This is a genomic window from Cyanobium sp. Copco_Reservoir_LC18 (genome assembly GCF_009834675.1).
In the GTDB taxonomy this organism is placed as follows: domain Bacteria; phylum Cyanobacteriota; class Cyanobacteriia; order PCC-6307; family Cyanobiaceae; genus Cyanobium; species Cyanobium minutissimum.
Map to the genome: position 1 here is coordinate 29,828 of NZ_ASAC01000017.1, position 16,377 is coordinate 46,204.

Annotated in this window: 18 protein-coding genes and 1 tRNA gene; 14 read left to right on the plus strand and 5 right to left on the minus strand. The window is 72.6% G+C overall.

Features of this window, described 5'->3' with window-relative positions; all coding sequences use genetic code 11:
* Nucleotides 1-20 precede the first annotated feature (20 nt).
* Nucleotides 21-350 (minus strand): DUF3067 family protein, encoded by a 330-nt coding sequence (locus L107_RS09865; RefSeq protein WP_236550620.1) that lies wholly within the window; start codon nt 348-350, stop codon nt 21-23.
* A 126-nt stretch (nt 351-476) separates the two neighbouring features.
* On the opposite strand from L107_RS09865, the gene petC reads away from it, so the two are divergent.
* The 8 genes from petC to L107_RS09905 all read left to right on the plus strand — a co-directional run bounded on the left by petC (nt 477) and on the right by L107_RS09905 (nt 6,075).
* Nucleotides 477-1,037 carry a cytochrome b6-f complex iron-sulfur subunit gene (petC, locus tag L107_RS09870; protein WP_159818396.1) on the plus strand — a complete coding sequence of 187 codons (561 nt, stop codon included), beginning with the start codon at nt 477-479 and terminating at the stop codon, nt 1,035-1,037.
* Nucleotides 1,038-1,092: 55 nt separating this feature from the next.
* Nucleotides 1,093-2,034 carry a cytochrome f gene (gene petA / locus L107_RS09875; RefSeq protein ID WP_106220435.1) on the plus strand — a complete coding sequence of 314 codons (942 nt, stop codon included), beginning with the start codon at nt 1,093-1,095 and terminating at the stop codon, nt 2,032-2,034.
* On the plus strand, nt 2,031-2,891 hold the full coding sequence (gene lgt / locus L107_RS09880; protein WP_159818525.1) for a prolipoprotein diacylglyceryl transferase: 861 nt from the start codon (nt 2,031-2,033) through the stop codon (nt 2,889-2,891). The genes petA and lgt overlap by 4 nt, the downstream gene beginning before the upstream one ends.
* On the plus strand, nt 2,888-3,652 hold the full coding sequence (gene cobM, locus L107_RS09885) for a precorrin-4 C(11)-methyltransferase (protein WP_159818398.1): 765 nt from the start codon (nt 2,888-2,890) through the stop codon (nt 3,650-3,652). The genes lgt and cobM overlap by 4 nt, the downstream gene beginning before the upstream one ends.
* Entirely contained in the window at nt 3,649-4,230 is a 582-nt protein-coding gene (locus L107_RS09890) for an alpha-ketoglutarate-dependent dioxygenase AlkB (protein ID WP_159818400.1), read from the plus strand. Before cobM ends, L107_RS09890 begins: the two co-directional genes overlap by 4 nt.
* Before the next feature lie 80 nt (nt 4,231-4,310).
* Nucleotides 4,311-4,964: a hypothetical protein gene (locus L107_RS09895; protein ID WP_159818402.1), complete on the plus strand. Its 654-nt coding sequence runs from the start codon at nt 4,311-4,313 to the stop codon at nt 4,962-4,964.
* Between the two features lie 120 nt (nt 4,965-5,084).
* Nucleotides 5,085-5,156, plus strand: a tRNA-Val gene (locus L107_RS09900).
* A gap of 133 nt (nt 5,157-5,289) precedes the next feature.
* Nucleotides 5,290-6,075, plus strand: coding sequence for a RodZ family helix-turn-helix domain-containing protein (locus tag L107_RS09905; protein WP_159818404.1), 786 nt, complete (start codon nt 5,290-5,292; stop codon nt 6,073-6,075).
* On the opposite strand, the gene L107_RS09910 is transcribed toward L107_RS09905, so the two are convergent.
* Nucleotides 6,050-7,684 (minus strand): Ppx/GppA phosphatase family protein, encoded by a 1,635-nt coding sequence (locus L107_RS09910; RefSeq protein WP_159818406.1) that lies wholly within the window; start codon nt 7,682-7,684, stop codon nt 6,050-6,052. The two genes, L107_RS09905 and L107_RS09910, sit on opposite strands and share 26 nt — an antisense overlap.
* A 129-nt stretch (nt 7,685-7,813) precedes the next feature.
* On the opposite strand from L107_RS09910, the gene L107_RS09915 reads away from it, so the two are divergent.
* Both L107_RS09915 and L107_RS09920 read left to right on the plus strand, forming a co-directional pair.
* On the plus strand, nt 7,814-8,707 hold the full coding sequence (locus tag L107_RS09915) for a 4-hydroxybenzoate polyprenyltransferase (RefSeq protein WP_159818408.1): 894 nt from the start codon (nt 7,814-7,816) through the stop codon (nt 8,705-8,707).
* A gap of 5 nt (nt 8,708-8,712) precedes the next feature.
* A complete protein-coding gene (locus L107_RS09920) occupies nt 8,713-9,672 on the plus strand; it encodes an LD-carboxypeptidase (protein ID WP_159818410.1) in 960 nt (319 codons plus the stop codon).
* Here L107_RS09920 and L107_RS09925 read toward each other — a convergent pair.
* Both L107_RS09925 and ispD read right to left on the minus strand, forming a co-directional pair.
* Nucleotides 9,659-10,723 carry a CpcT/CpeT family chromophore lyase gene (locus L107_RS09925; protein ID WP_159818412.1) on the minus strand — a complete coding sequence of 355 codons (1,065 nt, stop codon included), beginning with the start codon at nt 10,721-10,723 and terminating at the stop codon, nt 9,659-9,661. The genes L107_RS09920 and L107_RS09925 overlap by 14 nt on opposite strands.
* Before the next feature lie 8 nt (nt 10,724-10,731).
* A complete protein-coding gene (gene ispD, locus L107_RS09930) occupies nt 10,732-11,439 on the minus strand; it encodes a 2-C-methyl-D-erythritol 4-phosphate cytidylyltransferase (RefSeq protein ID WP_106220425.1) in 708 nt (235 codons plus the stop codon).
* Nucleotides 11,440-11,518: 79 nt separating this feature from the next.
* Between ispD and L107_RS09935 the strand changes: the two genes are divergently transcribed.
* The 3 genes from L107_RS09935 (at nt 11,519) to fabG (ending at nt 14,318) form a co-directional block, all read left to right on the plus strand.
* A complete protein-coding gene (locus L107_RS09935) occupies nt 11,519-12,361 on the plus strand; it encodes a glycosyltransferase family 9 protein (protein ID WP_159818414.1) in 843 nt (280 codons plus the stop codon).
* A gap of 9 nt (nt 12,362-12,370) precedes the next feature.
* On the plus strand, nt 12,371-13,495 hold the full coding sequence (locus L107_RS09940) for a TrkA family potassium uptake protein (RefSeq protein WP_159818416.1): 1,125 nt from the start codon (nt 12,371-12,373) through the stop codon (nt 13,493-13,495).
* A gap of 70 nt (nt 13,496-13,565) precedes the next feature.
* Nucleotides 13,566-14,318, plus strand: a complete 753-nt coding sequence (gene fabG / locus L107_RS09945) for a 3-oxoacyl-[acyl-carrier-protein] reductase (protein ID WP_159818418.1) — start codon at nt 13,566-13,568, stop codon at nt 14,316-14,318.
* Nucleotides 14,319-14,325: 7 nt separating this feature from the next.
* On the opposite strand, the gene L107_RS09950 is transcribed toward fabG, so the two are convergent.
* Complete coding sequence (locus L107_RS09950) at nt 14,326-14,568, minus strand: hypothetical protein (protein WP_159818420.1); 243 nt, start codon at nt 14,566-14,568, stop codon at nt 14,326-14,328.
* A 138-nt stretch (nt 14,569-14,706) separates the two neighbouring features.
* Between L107_RS09950 and groL the strand changes: the two genes are divergently transcribed.
* Complete coding sequence (gene groL / locus L107_RS09955; RefSeq protein ID WP_159818422.1) at nt 14,707-16,365, plus strand: chaperonin GroEL; 1,659 nt, start codon at nt 14,707-14,709, stop codon at nt 16,363-16,365.
* Nucleotides 16,366-16,377 lie beyond the last annotated feature (12 nt).

Consider the following 16,377-nt stretch of genomic DNA (forward strand, 5'->3'; position numbering starts at 1 on the left):
GGCCGGAGCCCGACCGGTCCTCAGAGCATGAACTCGCTGGCGCGCCCCTCCGGCAGCTCCAGGGGCAGGGACAGGGCCTTGCCCAGCCGGGGTTTGTCGGTGGTGGTGCGAAGCCACTGGCGCACCTGGGCCGCCACCCCGAGGCCGTTGAGGGAGCCCACCAGCTCCTCCAGGTGCTCCTCGTAGGCCTCCGGGGTGAGCGGAAACGACTGCTGCTCCAGGTAGCCCCACATCACGTGCAGGTAGAGGCGACCGCGGCGCTGGACCAGCTGCAGGTCATAGGAGGCCTGCCAGCGGCTGCGCAGCAGCTCCAGCAGCTCCTCCCGCCGCAGCGGTTCCGATGAGGTCATGGCGGGCGGGGCACTCCACAACAGCATGTTGCAGCCGGCCTCGGCCGGGTGCGGCTCGGACCCGGGGCGGGAAGGGCAAGGTTCATAATGGGCGCCACGTCAATCGGTCACACCGCGCCGTTCCCTATGACCCAGATCCCTGCGGCCTCCTCGAACGGCGGTGCCTCTGGTGATGTGCCCGGCATGGGCCGCCGCCAGTTCATGAACCTGCTGACCTTCGGCTCCGTCACGGGGGTGGCCCTGGGTGCCCTCTACCCGGTCGTCAACTACTTCATTCCCCCCAAGGCCGCGGGCAGCGGCGGGGGCGTCACCGCCAAGGACGAGCTGGGCAACAACGTCACCGCCACCGGCTGGCTGGCCACCCACAAGGAGGGCGACCGCAGCCTGGTGCAGGGCCTCAAGGGGGACCCCACCTACCTGCTGGTCGAGGGCGGCGAGGCCATCGGCGACTACGGCATCAACGCCATCTGCACCCACCTGGGCTGCGTGGTGCCCTGGAACAGCGGCGCCAACAAGTTCATCTGCCCTTGCCACGGCAGCCAGTACGACGCCACCGGCAAGGTGGTGCGCGGCCCGGCGCCCCTCTCCCTGGCCCTGGCCCACGTGAGTGTCGAGAACGACAACGTGTTCCTCAGCCAGTGGACCGAGACCGACTTCCGCACGGGCGAAAAGGCCTGGTGGGCCTGATCGGCGCCTGATTTCTCTCCCCGTTTTCCCCCCGACGCCCGCCACCTCCACCCCCATGCGCCGCTTCCTCTCCCCCCTGTTCGGCACCCTGCTCACCCTCAGCCTCTCGCTGGGTGTCGTGCTCCTGGGGGCCAGCCCCAGCTGGGCCTACCCCTTCTGGGCCCAGCAGAACTACGCCAATCCGCGTGAGGCCACGGGCAAGATCGTCTGCGCCAACTGCCACCTGGCCAAGAAACCCACCCGGGTGGAGGTGCCCCAGGCGGTGTTCCCCGACACGGTGTTCAAGGCGGTGGTCGAGATCCCCTACGACACCTCGGTGCAGCAGGTGTCCGGCAATGGCAGCCCCACCGGTCTCAACGTCGGCGCGGTGGTGATGCTCCCCGACGGCTTCACCCTGGCTCCCCAGGACCGCCTGAGCGATGAGCTCAAGGAGGAGACCGCCGGCGTCTACTACACCCAGTACAGCGACGACCAGCCCAACATCCTCCTGGTGGGCCCCCTCCCCGGTGACCAGCACCAGGAGATCGTCTTCCCGATCCTCTCCCCCGACCCGGCCACCGACAGCGCCATCCACTTCGGCAAGTACCAGGTGCACGTGGGGGCCAACCGGGGCCGCGGCCAGGTGACCCCCGAGGGTGAAAAGACCAACAACGCCGTGTACACCGCCCCGGCGGCCGGCACGGTGAGCGCCATCAGCACCGATGCCAACGGTGCCACCGTGGTGGAGATCACCGGCGCCGGCGGCGCCGTCACCGAGACGGTTCCCGCCGGACCCACCCTCACCGTCGCCGTCGGTGACGCCGTCGAGGCCGGCACCCCGATCACCAACGACCCCAACGTGGGTGGCTTCGGCCAGATCGACGCCGAAGTGGTGCTTCAGAACCCCGTGCGCATCTACGGGCTGCTGGCCTTCTTCGCCGCCGTGGCCCTGGCCCAGATCATGCTGGTGCTCAAGAAGCGCCAGGTGGAGAAGGTCCAGGCGGCGGAGGGCTTCTGAGCCTTCATCTCGGCCTCTTCACGTCCCCGGGACCCCTGATCTTCCAGCTGGGTCCCGTTTCGGTTCGCTGGTACGGGCTGCTCATCGCCCTGGCGGTGCTGCTGGGCCTGCTGCTGGCCACCCGGCTGGGCCGCCAGCGGGGCATCGATCCGGCCCTGATCGCCGACCTCCTGCCCCTGATGGTGCTGGGGGCCGTCGTCGGCGCCCGGCTCTACTACGTGGCCCTGGAATGGCGCCAGTACCGCAACGACTGGATCGATGCCTTCGCCATCTGGCGCGGCGGCATCGCCATCCACGGCGCCCTGATCGGCGGTGCCCTGGTGACGGTCCTCTTCTGCCGCTGGCGCCGGCAGGCCTTCTGGCCCCTGCTGGATGTGCTCGTGCCCGCCGTGGCGCTCGGCCAGGCGATCGGGCGCTGGGGCAACTTCTTCAACTCCGAAGCCTTCGGCCTGCCCACCAACCTCCCCTGGGCCCTGACCATTCCCATGGCCAACCGGCCGCCGGAGTTTCTGGAGCAGGCCTCCTTCCACCCCACCTTTCTGTACGAGTCGCTCTGGAATCTGGGGGTCTGCGCCCTGCTGCTGATCCTGTTCCGCCTGGGCGGCAGCGGCCGCCTGCGGCTGCCGCCCGGTGCCCTGAGCTGCATCTATCTGATGGCCTACAGCAGCGGCCGCGTCTGGATCGAGGGGCTGCGGCTCGATCCCCTCTGCCTGTTCTCCCAGCCCCCCTTCTGCAGCGGCGGCCTGCGCATGGCCCAGCTGATGAGCCTGCTGCTGATCCTGCTGGGGGGGGCGGGACTGCTCTGGCTCTACCGCTTCCGCCGTCCCCTCCCCGACCCCTCCGGCCTCACCGCATGACCGCCACCGTCCAGATCGTGGGAGCCGGTCCCGGCGCCCCGGACCTGCTCACCCTCCGGGCCGCCCGGGCGATCGAGGCGGCCCAGGTGCTGGTCTGGACCGATTCCCTGGTGAATCCCCAGATCGCCGCCCTGGCGCCGCCGGACTGCGAGAGCGTCCGCACCAGCACCCTCACCCTCGAGGAGGTGATGGCCGTGGTGCTGGAGCGGGCCAGAGCCGGGCAGCGGGTGGTGCGCCTCCATGACGGCGATCCCTGCCTGTACGGCGCCCTGCAGGAGCAGATCTGCCGCCTGGCCGACGCCGGGCTCGCCGTGGAGGTGGTGCCGGGCCTGAGCGCCTACCAGGCCACCGCCGCCGCCCTGGGGGCCGAGCTGACCATCCCCGGCCGGGTGCAGACGATCGTGCTGAGCCGGGCGGGTGGACGCACCGGCGTGCCGGAACGGGAATCCCTGGCCCGGCTCGCCGCCCTGCAGGCCTCCCTGTGCCTCTATCTCAGCGCCCGCCACGTGGAGGAGGTGCAGGCGGAACTGCTGCAGCACTACCCGGCCGACACCCCCGTGGCCATCGGCTACCGGGTCAGCTGGCCCGACCAGTGGCTCACGGTGGTGCCCCTGGAGGCGATGGCCCGGGTCAGCCGCGAGCGGAATCTGATCCGCACCACCCTCTACGTGGTCAGTCCGGCCCTTCGGGACGCCGGCGGAGCCCGTTCCCTGCTCTATTCCGCCAGCCACAACCACCTGTTCCGCGGCGGAGCGGAGTGACGCCATCGGCCCCCTGTCTGAGCCACTGGCGGGGCTGGGTGGACGCCGCCGAGGCCGATCTCTGGCTGCGGACCCTGCTGGAGGAGGTGCCCTGGAAACAGGAGCACGTCACCGTGTTCGGCCGCCGCCACCCCATGCCCCGCCTCACCTGCTGGATGGCGGAGCCGGGCTGCGGCTACCGCTACGCGGGCCTGGAGAACGCCATTGAGCCCTGGACCCCCCTGACCGCCGCCATCCGCCGCCGGGTGGCAGCAGCCGCGATGCGGGAGTTCAATTCCCTGCTGCTGAATCTCTACCGCGACGGCCGCGATGCCATGGGCTGGCACGCCGATGACGAGGCCGAGCTCGATCCGGAGGCCCCGATCGCTTCCCTCAGCCTGGGGGCGAGCCGCACCCTGCGCTTCCGCCCCCGCCAACGGGGCACGGCCCCGACCCAGGCGGTGGAACTGGGCCACGGGGACCTGCTGCTCATGGAGCCGCCCACCCAGCGGCAATGGCAGCACGGGCTGCCGCGGCGACGGAAGGTGGACGCCCCACGGGTCAACCTCACCTTCCGGGCGGTGCGGGTGCCGCCGTAGGGGGCGGCTGGTTCGGGCATCGGAGCGCCGGGGCAGTGGCGACAATGGCGTTCCTGTCCGCGAGGGGCGTTTCGAGGGCGATGGCCAGTTCCCATGGAAGCCGATGCCGGCCGCTGCTGCCGGTGCTGCTGGGCCTGACCCTGCTGGCCGGCGGCTGCCAGGTGAGCGGGGTGAGTGAGGCCGGCCGGGAGCGCTGCCGCCGGCTCAGCGCCGACGCCGGCAATCCGGTCAGCGCGGCCCTGATCTACGTGCGCTGCCTGCCCGACAGCGATCGCAGCCTGGCGAAGGAGCAGGCGGCGACGGAGAAGGCGGCCGCCGCCCGGCGCCAGGCCGTCGAGGCCTGCCGCCGGCGCCAGCGCACCATCACCACCCTGATGGAGTCTTTGCGCCGCACCGAGCAGGAGCTGGCGGCGGCCCGCAACAGCCCCTTCCGCCCCAGCGTGGCGCCCCCCCAACCCCTGGATGCCGGCCGCGAATCCCGCTACCGCCCCGAGGACCAGCGGCTCGACCGCGAACGCTACGAGGAGGCCCTCGGCGCCTGGGAGCAGCAGGTGGCCGCCGAGCGGGCCCGCTGGCGCCAGCGGCGGGAGGCCCGCATCGACGCCGCCCAGGACCGCCTCAACCGGGATGCCCGGGCCCTGAGGGACCTGCAGCCGGATCTGTTCACCGGGCCGGCGAGCATCGAATTCGACCCGGTGGCAGTCGGACGGGTGACGGCCGGCTGCAGCGGCTGAGCGGCATTTGACAGTGAGTTCGGCGACCGTGTAGGAGGGTTGTGGCCACATGGCCGGGTCGGAACCCTCAGCCGCCGAAGGAACTTCTTTCAGCGTCGCAGGGGTGCCGGCCGCAACGACGGGCGATTAGCACAGCGGTAGCGCACTTCCTTCACACGGAAGGGGTCACTGGTTCGAATCCAGTATCGCCCATGTCTTTCCTCCGGTTTCCCCACCGGTAGGTTCTCCTCAGCGGGTGCTGGTCGCCCTTGGGACCGCTCGTCATACTGCTGGCTACGCAGCGCTTCAGGAGACCCTGCCCTTGCCCGAATCTCCTGCCGCGACCATGGCCGCAGAGGATTGGAGCGCTCCGATCCCGGAACTCGTGCAGTTGGGTGAACGGCTCGCGGCCGCCCGGCGTGAGCAGGGCCTGAGCCTGGAGGACCTGGCCGACCGCCTGCGGCTGGGAACCGAACAGCTCGCGGCCCTCGAGACCGGCGACCACCGGCACCTGCCGGAGGCGGTGTTCGTGGTGGCCCAGGCCAAGCGGGTGGCGGGCACCCTGGGCATCGACGTCAGCCAGCAGATCAGCGACCTGCAGCAGAGCCGGCTGATGCGCCTGGGGCGCAGCCCTGTCGCCAGGCCGCCCCTGCAGCGAAAGCTCCGGACCCTGCCCGCCCCCGCCCGCCGCGGCGGTCCCCCCGCCTGGCTGTGGGCGGTCCTGGTCCTCCTGGGCGGCGGTGCCGTCGCGGTGGCGGCCCTGCGGGGCCGGGTCCCTGTCCCGACGACCGCCGGGGTCCCGGCGTCGGCGCCATCCCCAGGCCAGGCCAGCGCCTCCGGGACGCCCGCCGCACCGGCCCCTGCCCCGGTGGCGCCCCGGCCGGCGCCGGATCAGCTGCTGCTGGAGAGCCGCCAGCCCAGCTGGCTGGAGGTGCGCACCGCCGCCGGCGAGACCCTCTTCCGCGGCACCTTCACCGGCGCGAAGCGCTTTCCCCTGGGCAGCGGCCTGCGGGTCCTGGCCGGCCGGCCCGACCTGGTGACGGCCACCGCCGGCACCCTGCCCCCCCAGACCCTGGGCAGGATCGATCAGGTGGCGTGGCGGACCTTCAGGGCGACGCCTGCCGCACCGTGAGCCGCAGGCCCGTGGCCTCCAGCACCAGATCCGCACACGAGCGCAGGCTCCACTCCTCCAGGCTGAGGTCCAGGGGAGGTTCCCCGGCGGCCGGCGCCCCCGCCTGCAGACCGATGGTGAAGCCGCGGGGCTGAGGAGCCCGGTCGGTGTCCGCCGTCACGGTGATCGCCGCGATGCCGGGGGCGGGCCTGCGGTCGAGGGCGGCGGCCAGCCGCAGCAGCAGGGCCATCGTGAACACGGTGTGGCGGTGCTGGCCGGCTTCGATCAGCTGCCACGACTCATGTCGCTTCTTGGGCAGGCTGCGCCGGTGGTAGCGGGCGATCGCCGCCACCATCAGGTGCTCGGTCTCGGAGTACCCCAGCAGCTCCCCATGGCGGATCAGGTACCAGGTGTGCTTGTGGTAGGCGGCGATGTTGACGTGCTTGCCGCAGGCGTGCAGCTGGGCCGCCGCCCAGAGCAGGGCGCGGCCCTCGCCGTCGTCATCGTGCAGCAGGCCCCGGGTCTGGTCATAGAGGCTCAGGGCGTGGCTGGCCACCCGGGCGGCCCGGTCCGTGTCCACCCCGTAGGTGCGGGCCAGGTGCAGCACGGTGCGGCGGCGGATCGTGCTCTGGAAGGTGAAGCGGTCGACCAGCAGGCCGTTGCGCAGCATCCAGTCGACGATCAGTCCCTCCCGCAGGGCCCGCTCGCAGACCACCAGCTCCCGGACCTGGAGGATCTCCATGGTGGTCTGGAGGATGAGGGCGCCGGGGACGATGATCTCGGCCCGGCGCTCGTTGATGGCGGTGAGGGCCCGGCGCTGGTCCGGGGTCATGGCCACCAGCCGCTCGACGATCTCGTCCAGGCGGGCCCGGCCGAGGCGGTAGCCGTCGAGCTTCAGGGGCGGATTGGGGTCCTGGGCGGAGGCCAGGGCGGCCATCGCCATGGCGGTGCCGCTGGTGGCCACCAGGACGGGCTTCTCCCCGGGCCGCAGCTCCCGCTTCACCTCGGCGACGGCCGGATCCATCGCCCCCTGGATGTAGGCCTCAAGGAAGCCCCGGCGGGCCGGCGTCAAGGGATCCTCCCGGCAGAACTCCCGCTGCAGGCGCACCGCGCCGATGCGGGTGCTGGTCAGGGCGCGGGCATCGCGGCCATCGGCGAGCACCAGCTCGGTGGAGCCGCCACCGATGTCGAGGATGAAGTAGGGCTGGTCGCCGAAGGAGAGGCCCGAAAGCACCCCCAGGTAGATCAGCCGGGCCTCCTCGGGCCCGCTGACCAGATCCACCGCCAGTCCCAGCTGGTCCTGCAGGCCCTGCAGGAAGGAACGGCCGTTCGGGGCCTCCCGCACCGCGCTGGTGGCGGCGGTGACGATCTGCTCCACCCCGTGGCTGGTGGCCAGGTCCCGGCAATGGCGCAGGGTGAGGAAGGCACGCTCGATCGCCGCCGGGGTGAGGTCCCCCGTCTCCGGATCCCTCTCCCCCAGCCGGGTGGTGGACTTCTCCGCGACCACCACCGAGAAACTGCCCAGGACCGGATCGATCGCCGCCACCAGCAGGTGAATGGAATTGGTGCCGATGTCGATGGCCGCCACCCGCCGTTCCGCGGAGCCGGCGGTGTCGGGGGTCGGGGGCATGGGGGTCGGCCCGGGCGGCGGCGGCGCCACTTTGCCACCGGGCGACGCTCCGGATCGGCCGCTGGAACGTCACCGACAGGAGTTGGATAGGGTGCCGACACCCGACCGTTGCCCGCGGTGAACGTCCCGATGGCCCCCGGCCGCGCTCCGGCCTGGCTCGAGCTGCTGCGCTGGCACAAGCCCAGCGGCCGGCTGATCCTGCTGATCCCCGCCGGCTGGTCCCTCTGGCTGGGGCCGGTCGTGCCGCCCCCGGCCCTGCTGGTGGCCTGGATCGTGCTGGGGGGCCTGGCGGTGAGCGGCGCCGGCTGCGTCGCCAACGACCTCTGGGACCGGCGCATCGATCCCCTGGTGGAGCGCACCCGCCACCGGCCCCTGGCCGATGGCCGCCTCGGGGTGGGCACCGCGACCGTGCTGCTGCTGCTCTGCCTGGCGGTGGCGCTGGCGGCCCTGCTGGCCCTGCCGGCCGCCAACCGGGTGCTCTGCGTGGGGCTCGCCCTGGCCACCCTGCCCCTGGTGCTCGTCTACCCCTCCGCCAAGCGCTGGTTCGCCTATCCCCAGCTGGTGCTGGCCCTCTGCTGGGGCTTCGCCGTGCTGATTCCCTGGGCCGCCGCCCAGGGCAGCCTGCAGGGCGATCTGGGGGGCTGGCCCTTGGCGCTCACCTGGCTGGCGGCCGTGAGCTGGACCTTCGGCTTCGACACCGTGTATGCGATGAGCGACCGGGAGGACGACCGGCGCCTGGGGGTGCGCAGCAGCGCCCTGAGCCTGGGGGCGCGGGCGCCCCTGGCGGTGGCGCTCTGCTACGGCCTCACCTGCGCCGCCCTGGCCCTGGCGGTGCTGCTGCAGGGGCGGGCGGGCCTGGCGTTCTGGCTGCCCTGGACCGTCGCCGCCCTGGCCATGCAGCAGCAGGCGGCCCGGCTGCGGCGCCCCGACCTGCCCCGCAGCGCCTATGGGCGCCACTTCGCCGTCCAGGTGTGGCTTGGTGCCCTGCTGCTGCTGGCGATGGTGCTCTCCACCGCTGCCTGATCGCCATGGCCACCGCCGTGCCCCAGCCGCCACCGCCCCACCAGCCGCCGGCCCTGCGTCCTGGCGACCGGGTGCGGCTGGTGGCCGCCAGCTCCGCCCTGGCCGATCTGGAGCGGCTGCAGGCGGGGCTGGCGGTGCTGGCCGGCTGGGGGCTGGCGCTGGCTGACGATCCCGCCCGGCTGGCCGCGCGCCGCTGGGGCTACCTGGCGGGCCGGGACGCTGAGCGGGCCGGCGATCTGCAGCCGGAGGCCGCTCCGGGGCAAGCGGCGGCCCTGCTGGCCTGCGTGCGGGGGGGCTGGGGATCGGCGCGGTTGCTGGAGCGCCCCCTGGAGGCGGCGGGGGGCTGGCTGCTGGGTTTCTCCGATGTCACCTCCCTGCTGTGGCACCGGCTGGCGACGGGCCAGGGGGGCGCCATCCACGGGCCCCTGCTCACCACCCTGGCCGCCGAACCGGCCTGGAGCCGGGAGCGGCTGCGGGCCCTGCTGTTCGGTGAGCCCCTGGCCGATCTGGCGGGGGAGGTCTGGGTGGGCGGCCAGGCGGAGGGGCCGCTCCTGGCCGCCAACCTCACCGTGGCGACCCACCTGCTGGGCACCCCGTACCTTCCACCGCTGGACGGGGCGATCCTGATCCTTGAGGACGTGGGGGAGGCCCCCTACCGGATCGAGCGGATGCTCACCCACTGGCGCCTCTGCGGTGCCCTGCAGCGGCTGGGGGGCCTCGGCTTCGGCAGCTTCGAGGGCTGCGGCGATCCCACGGGCCCCGAAGACGACGGCGCCCGCTTCAGCCTGGAGCAGGTGCTCCGGGAGCGCACGGCCGAACTGGGGATCCCGGTGCTGGCCGGCCTGCCGGTGGGCCACGGCGAGGTCAATGCCGCCCTGCCCCTGGGGGTGCGGGCCCGGCTCGACGGCGACCGCGGCCGGCTGAGCCTCCTCGAGACGGCTCCGGGGCCCGTCAGTCGCCCGTGAGCCTCTCCTCGTCGATGGCGGTGCGCCCCACCAGCCGGCCCTCCCTCAGCATCTGGGCCACCCGCCAGCGGCGGCGGCCATCGGGGCTGGCGCTGATGATCTCGTACACCTCGGGGTCGGCGGGGTCGTGGGGGTGCATCACCAGCAGGCTGCCGGCGGCGGGCTGCTCCCCCGGCAGATCCATGGCCCAGCCCCGGTAGCGCTCGCTGGCGAACCACACCCGGCCGGAGTGGATCTCGCCCCGGGCCTCGATGCGCCGCAGCGGAGCATCCTCGGGGCCCAGCAGGTTGCTCTGGTGATAGCGCCAGTGGCCCGCCTCCTGGAACACCCGGATGGTGACCAGGCTGGGAAAGGTGTCGAGCAGGCCGCCGCCGGCGTCGTAGCGGCGGAAGCTGCCGCGCCACACCCCCTGCTGCCCCACCAGAGCCGGCAGCTCGGCCGCTCCCACCGCCCGGTCGAACAGCAGCCAGCTGAAGCCGTCGACCTCGCCCCGCACCGACCCGTCGGCCAGCCGCAGGCTGCGGTCCCGGTACCAGAGCTGGTCGGGATGGAGCAGCATCTCGAACTCGGCGCAGACCTCGCCGTCCTGGGGATGGCGGTAGCGGCAGGCGCCCGGATCCATGCGGGCGCGGAAGCGGTCGAGGCCCGGCTCCGCCTCGAAGAAGAGGTCGCAGCCCGGATGGCGGTCGAACGCCTCCGGGCCCAGCTCCAGCACCAGGGAGGCCGCCAGGGGCGGACGGTCGTAGGTGGGGCCGCCGCGGAAGAACAGCTGCTCGGCCCGGACAACGCCGCGGTCCGGATCCTGCCGCAGCACCACCACCCGCTGGCGGTGGGCCAGCTGGGGGGCACTGGCCCGGAATTCCTGGAAATAGAGCACCACGTCCCCCAGCTGGGGCGCCTGCAGCCGCTCCACCTCCAGGGTGCGCAGCTCCCGGGTGAGCTCGGGCGCCGCCGGACCGCCCCTGGCCACGGTCGCGGCCACCTGGCGCCGGTTGTGGAAGGACCCCTGCCAGCGGCAAGCGATCGTTTCGAGCTGGCCGGGGCTGTCCATCGGCGGGCTCAGGCGGCGCGGGCCGCCAGCACGGCGCTGGCGATGGTGAGATCGAAACGGGTGGTGAGCTTGATGTTGGAGGGGGGCGCCTCCAGCACCCGCACCGGCAGCCCCAGGCGCTCGTAGAGGGCGGCGTCGTCGGTGACGCTCCAGCCCTCGCGCTCGGCCCGCCCGTGGGCCTCCCGCAGCTGGGCCACCCCGAAGCCCTGGGGGGTCTGGGCCGCCCACAGCCCGCTGCGTTCGGGGGTGGCGGTGATCACGCCGCGGCCATCCACCTGCTTGATGGTGTCGGTGACGGGGGTGGCGGCGATGATGCCGGCCCCCTCGGCCATCGCCTCCTTCAGGGCCGTGGCGCAGCGCTCCAGCAGGTCCGGTTCCGCCAGGCAACGGGCGCCGTCGTGGATCAGCACCGCCTCGGCGTCCGCCGGCAGGGCGGCCAGGCCCAGCCGCACCGACTCCTGGCGGGTGTCACCGCCGACGATCCAGGCCACCGGCTGGGCCAGGGACCGCCGGGGCTCGGCCGCGGCCAGGATGGCGCCGATCGCCGCCTCGTCCTCCGGGCGGCCCATCACCCCGATCCAGCGGATGGCCCCGCAGGCCAGGGCGGCGTCCAGCGTCCAGGCCAGAACGGGGCGTCCGGCCAGGGGCAGCAGCAGCTTGTTGGTGGCAGCGCCCATGCGGCGCCCGCTGCCGGCGGCGGCGATCAGCAAATGCACAAGCGATGGGCCGCCCGGGCGGAACACTGGAGTCCCCTCCATACAATCAGGCCGCGAGGCCCGCCCGACCCAACGCCCGATGCGCGCACTGTTCCTGATCCCGGGCGACGGCGCCAGCCAGCTGCAGGCGTTTCCGGCCGTGGCGGCCACCGCCGAACAGCTCCGGTTCCAGATCCAGGTGGTCTGCCACCCGACCCTGGCGGGCCTCTGGAAGCTGCTGCCGGCGGTGGAGAAGGTGATCCCCTTCAACTTCGGCGACGCCACCCTGGCCGACTGGGCCAACCTGCTGGGGTCGGTGCGGGAACCCGATTTCCAGGCCTGCATCAACCTGGCGGCCGGCCGCCAGGTTGACCTGATGCTCTCGATGAGCCACATCCCCAACCGGATGGCGGCCGGGGGCTTCTCCGCCACCGAGAAGGTGCAGGTGCCCCAGGGTCTCTGGCCGGCCCAGGCCCTCGAGGCCTACCTGCGGCCGATCGGGGTGCGGCTGGAGGCCGCCGCCTTCCGCCTGGCCCTGCCCCGGACCGCCCTCGACGAAGCCATGGCCGCGCTGCCGGCCGGCGACGGGCCCATGCTGCTGCTGGCCCCCTCCGGCCGCCCCGGCGACTGGCCCGAGGCGGCCTGGCAGGAGCTCCCCGGCCGCATCGCCGCCAGCCTCCCCGGCCTGCGCAGCCAGCAGTCGCCGCCGGCCCCGGCGGCCGAGATCCCCGGCCGGGCCGCCCTGGTGGCCGCCAGTGACGTGGTGCTGGCCAGCGACCCGGTGACGATCGAGCTGGCCCTGCTCAGCGGCACGCCGGTGGTGGCCCTGGGTCGCAGCAGCGACAGCCTTCCGGTACGCGACGGAGTACAAGGACTGGGTTCCGATGGCCACCTGCGTGACCTCCCCAGCAACGACGTGCTCAGGGCCCTTGGCCTGGGCTGAGTCACGCCGATGAGTCGCCTGTGGTTCGCCCGCAGGAAGCGTCCCCCCTCCGCCCGGGCACGACGGCCCTGGCTCACCCCCCTGATCGCCCTGATCGTGGTGGTCAACGCCAGTGCCATCGGTTACCGGATCACCGAGGGCTGGGACTGGGGTGACTGCTACTGGATGGTGGCGATCACCATCCCCACCATCGGCTACGGGGAGGTGGAGCCCCTGTCCACCGCCGGCCGGCTCGTCACCGTGTTCTCCCTCGCCGGAGGGCTCGTGGTGGTGCAGCTGACGATCCAGAACCTGGTGGGCCTCTCCGAAACCGGCTACTTCCGGCGCCTGCGGCAGCGCCGATTCCGCAACTGGGTCCAAAGCATGAACAACCACGTGATTCTCTGCGGCTACGGCCGCATCGGCCAGGAGATCGCCGACCAGCTGATCCGGGAGAAGGTCCCCCTGCTGGTGGTGGAGATGGACGCCGGTTGCCGCGATGCGGCGGAGGAGCGGGGGCTGCCGGTGCTGTTCGCCGATGCCACCCTCGACGAGACCCTGCTGGAGGCGGGCATCCACCAGTGCCGCAGCCTGGTGGCGGCCCTCTCCAGCAACGCCGCCAACCTCTACGTGGTGCTCAGCGCCCGGGGGCTGGCCCCCCGCTGCCGCCTGATCGCCCGCTCCGACAGCGCCGAGGCGGGCCGCAAGCTGCGTCTGGCCGGCGCCGACCAGGTGGTGAGCCCCTACGTGGCGGGGGGACGGGTGATGGCCGCCACCGCCCTGCGGCCCCTCGCCGTCGACTTCATGGAGCTCCTGGCCGGCTCCGACTGCGAGGTGGAGGAGTTCCAGCTCAGTGACGACCCCTCCCGGCTCGGGGAGCTCCAGGGCCGCAGCCTGGCGGAGATGCAGTTCGGCCGCCGCAGCGGCGCCCAGGTGCTGGCCATCCGCACCCCGGCGCCGGCGGTGGTCAACCCCTACTCCTACCGGGGCACCACCTACGGCACGCCCGAGGCCACGCTGGTCACCAACCCCGGCGGCGACATCCGCCTCGAGGCCGGCCAGCTGCTGGTGGTGATGGGCAGCAAGGAGCAGCTGCAGCGCTTCGCCGATGTGCTCGGGACTGCTCTGGAGAGTTCCGACCAGATGGCCGACTGAGCGGGAGCCGGGTGCCGATCGGGCGGGGCCGGCGCGCGGCATACGATCGCCTGACCCTGTTCCCGCCGCCATGTCCAGCGCCGCCCCCCTCTCCGGTCAGGTCGCCCTGGTGACCGGCGCCAGCCGGGGGATCGGCCGGGCCATCGCCGAATCCCTGGCTCAGGCGGGCGCCACGGTGGTGGTGAACTACGCCCGCTCGCCCGAGGCGGCCGAGGCGGTGGTGACGGCGATCACCGCGGCCGGGGGCCGGGCCTGGAGCCACCAGGCGGATGTGGCCGACGAGGCGGCGGTGGAGGCGATGGTGAAGACCGTGCTGGACACGGAGGGGCGACTGGACGTGCTGGTCAACAACGCCGGCATCACCCGCGACGGCCTCCTGATGCGGATGAAGACCGCCGACTGGCAGGGCGTGATCGACCTCAACCTGACCGGGGTGTTCCTCTGCACCCGCGCCGTCAGCCGCAGCATGCTCAAGGCCCGCCGCGGCCGCATCATCAACATCACCTCGGTGGTGGCCCTGATGGGCAACCCCGGCCAGGCCAACTACAGCGCCGCCAAGGCCGGCGTCATCGGCCTGACCCGCAGCACCGCCGCCGAATTCGCCAGCCGCGGCATCACCGTCAACGCGGTGGCCCCCGGCTTCATCGACAGCGACATGACCCGGGACCTCGACAAGGAACCGATCCTCGCCGCCATCCCCCTCGGCCGCATGGGCCAGCCCGCCGAGGTGGCCGGGGCGGTGCGCTTCCTGGCGGCCGATCCGGCGGCGGCCTACATCACCGGGCAGGTGCTGCAGGTGGATGGCGGCATGGTGATGCGTTGAGCGCTGCTCAGGGTTCGGGAGCCAGGGGCTGGGCCAGGTCTTCGCGCAGCTTGCGGATCCGCTGCAGCAGCCGCAGCCGGCGGCTGCGGGCCGTGAGGGTGAGGAACAGGCGGATCGGCACATAGACCAGGGCCATCAGCAGGCCCAGGGCGGCGATCAGCAGAAACACCATGCCGTCGGCGGAGCTGCTCGGCACGAGGGCCGCTTCGGTGGCGGCGCTGTCGAGGGTCTGCTGCAGCAGGTCTTCCATGGTTTGAAGGTACCTCCTGCGGCGGGGGCCTGCCGCCTCCCGGGAACGGGCGATTCGGCTTTCCCCACCGAGGGCCGGATGCCTGGGGCGGGGTCGCTGTGGGACGCTGCGACGGACGCTTCTGATGTGACTCCGTCGATGGCCAAACTGATCCAGTTCGCCGATGCCTCCCGCGATTCCCTGGAGCGGGGCGTCAATGCCCTGGTCGATGCGGTGAAGGTCACCATCGGACCGAAGGGTCGCAACGTGGTGCTGGAGAAGAAGTACGGCGCCCCCGACATCATCAATGACGGCGTCACCATCGCCAAGGAGATCGAACTCGAGGATCCCTTCGAGAACCTGGGCGCCAAGCTGATGCAGCAGGTGGCCTCGAAGACCAAGGACACCGCCGGCGACGGCACCACCACCGCGGCCGTCCTGGCCCAGTCGCTGGTGCATGAGGGCCTGCGCAACGTGGCCGCCGGCGCCAGCCCCGTCGCCCTGCGCCGCGGCATGGAGCAGGCCACCGCCGTGGTGGTGGCGGGCATCGCAGCCCGTTCCCGCGCGGTGGCGGGCGACGCCATCCGCCAGGTGGCCACGGTGAGCGCCGGCAACGACGAGGAGGTCGGCCGCATGATCGCCGAAGCGGTCGAGAAGGTGAGCGCCGATGGGGTGATCACCGTGGAGGAATCCAAGTCCCTGGCCACCGAGCTGGAGGTGACCGAGGGCATGGCCTTCGATCGCGGCTACGCCTCCCCCTACTTCGTCACCGACCAGGACCGGCGCGAGTGCGCCTTCGACAATCCCCTGCTGCTGATCACCGATCGCAAGATCAGCACCGTGGTCGACCTGGTGCCGGTGCTGGAGGCCGTCTCCAAGAGCGGCCGGCCCCTGGTGATCCTGGCCGAGGAGGTGGAAGGTGAGGCCCTGGCCACCCTGGTGGTGAACAAGACCCGCGGCGTGCTCCAGGTGGCCGCCGTGCGGGCGCCGGGCTTCGGGGACCGCCGCAAGGCCATGCTCGAGGACATCGCCATCCTCACCGGCGCCACGGTGATCAGCGAGGACCGGGCCATGACCCTCGACAAGGCCACCCTGGCCGACCTGGGCCATGCCCACCGCATCACCATCACCAAGGACACGACCACGATCGTGGCCGCCGACGACCAGCGCGCCGCCGTGGCCGACCGGGTGGCCGCCATCAAGCGGGAGCTGGAGGCCACCGACTCCGAGTACGACCGCGAGAAGCTCAACGAGCGCATCGCCAAGCTGGCCGGCGGGGTGGCGGTGATCAAGGTGGGGGCCCCCACCGAGACCGAACTCCGCAACCGCAAGCTGCGCATCGAGGACGCCCTCAACGCCACCCGGGCCGCCATCGATGAGGGCATCGTCGGCGGCGGTGGCAGCACCCTGGTGCAGCTCACCGAGGAACTCGGAGCCCTGGCCGGGCGCTGCGAGGGCGACGTCCGCACCGGGGTGGAGATCGTGCAGCGGGCCCTCGCGGCCCCGGCCCGCCAGATCGCCACCAACGCCGGCGCCAACGGCGACGTGGTGGTGCAGCAGATGCTCAGCCAGGGCAAGGGGTACAACGCCCTCACCGACAGCTACGACGACCTGCTCGCCGCCGGCATCCTGGATGCGGCCAAGGTGGTGCGCCTGGCCCTGCAGGATGCGGTCTCGATCGCCTCGCTGCTGATCACCACCGAGGCCGTGATCGCCGACAAGCCGGAACCCCCCGCTCCCCCCGCCGGCGACGGCGGCATGGGTGGAATGGGCGGGATGGGCGGCATGGGCGGCATGGGCATGCCCGGCATGATGTGAGCCCCGGGGGCC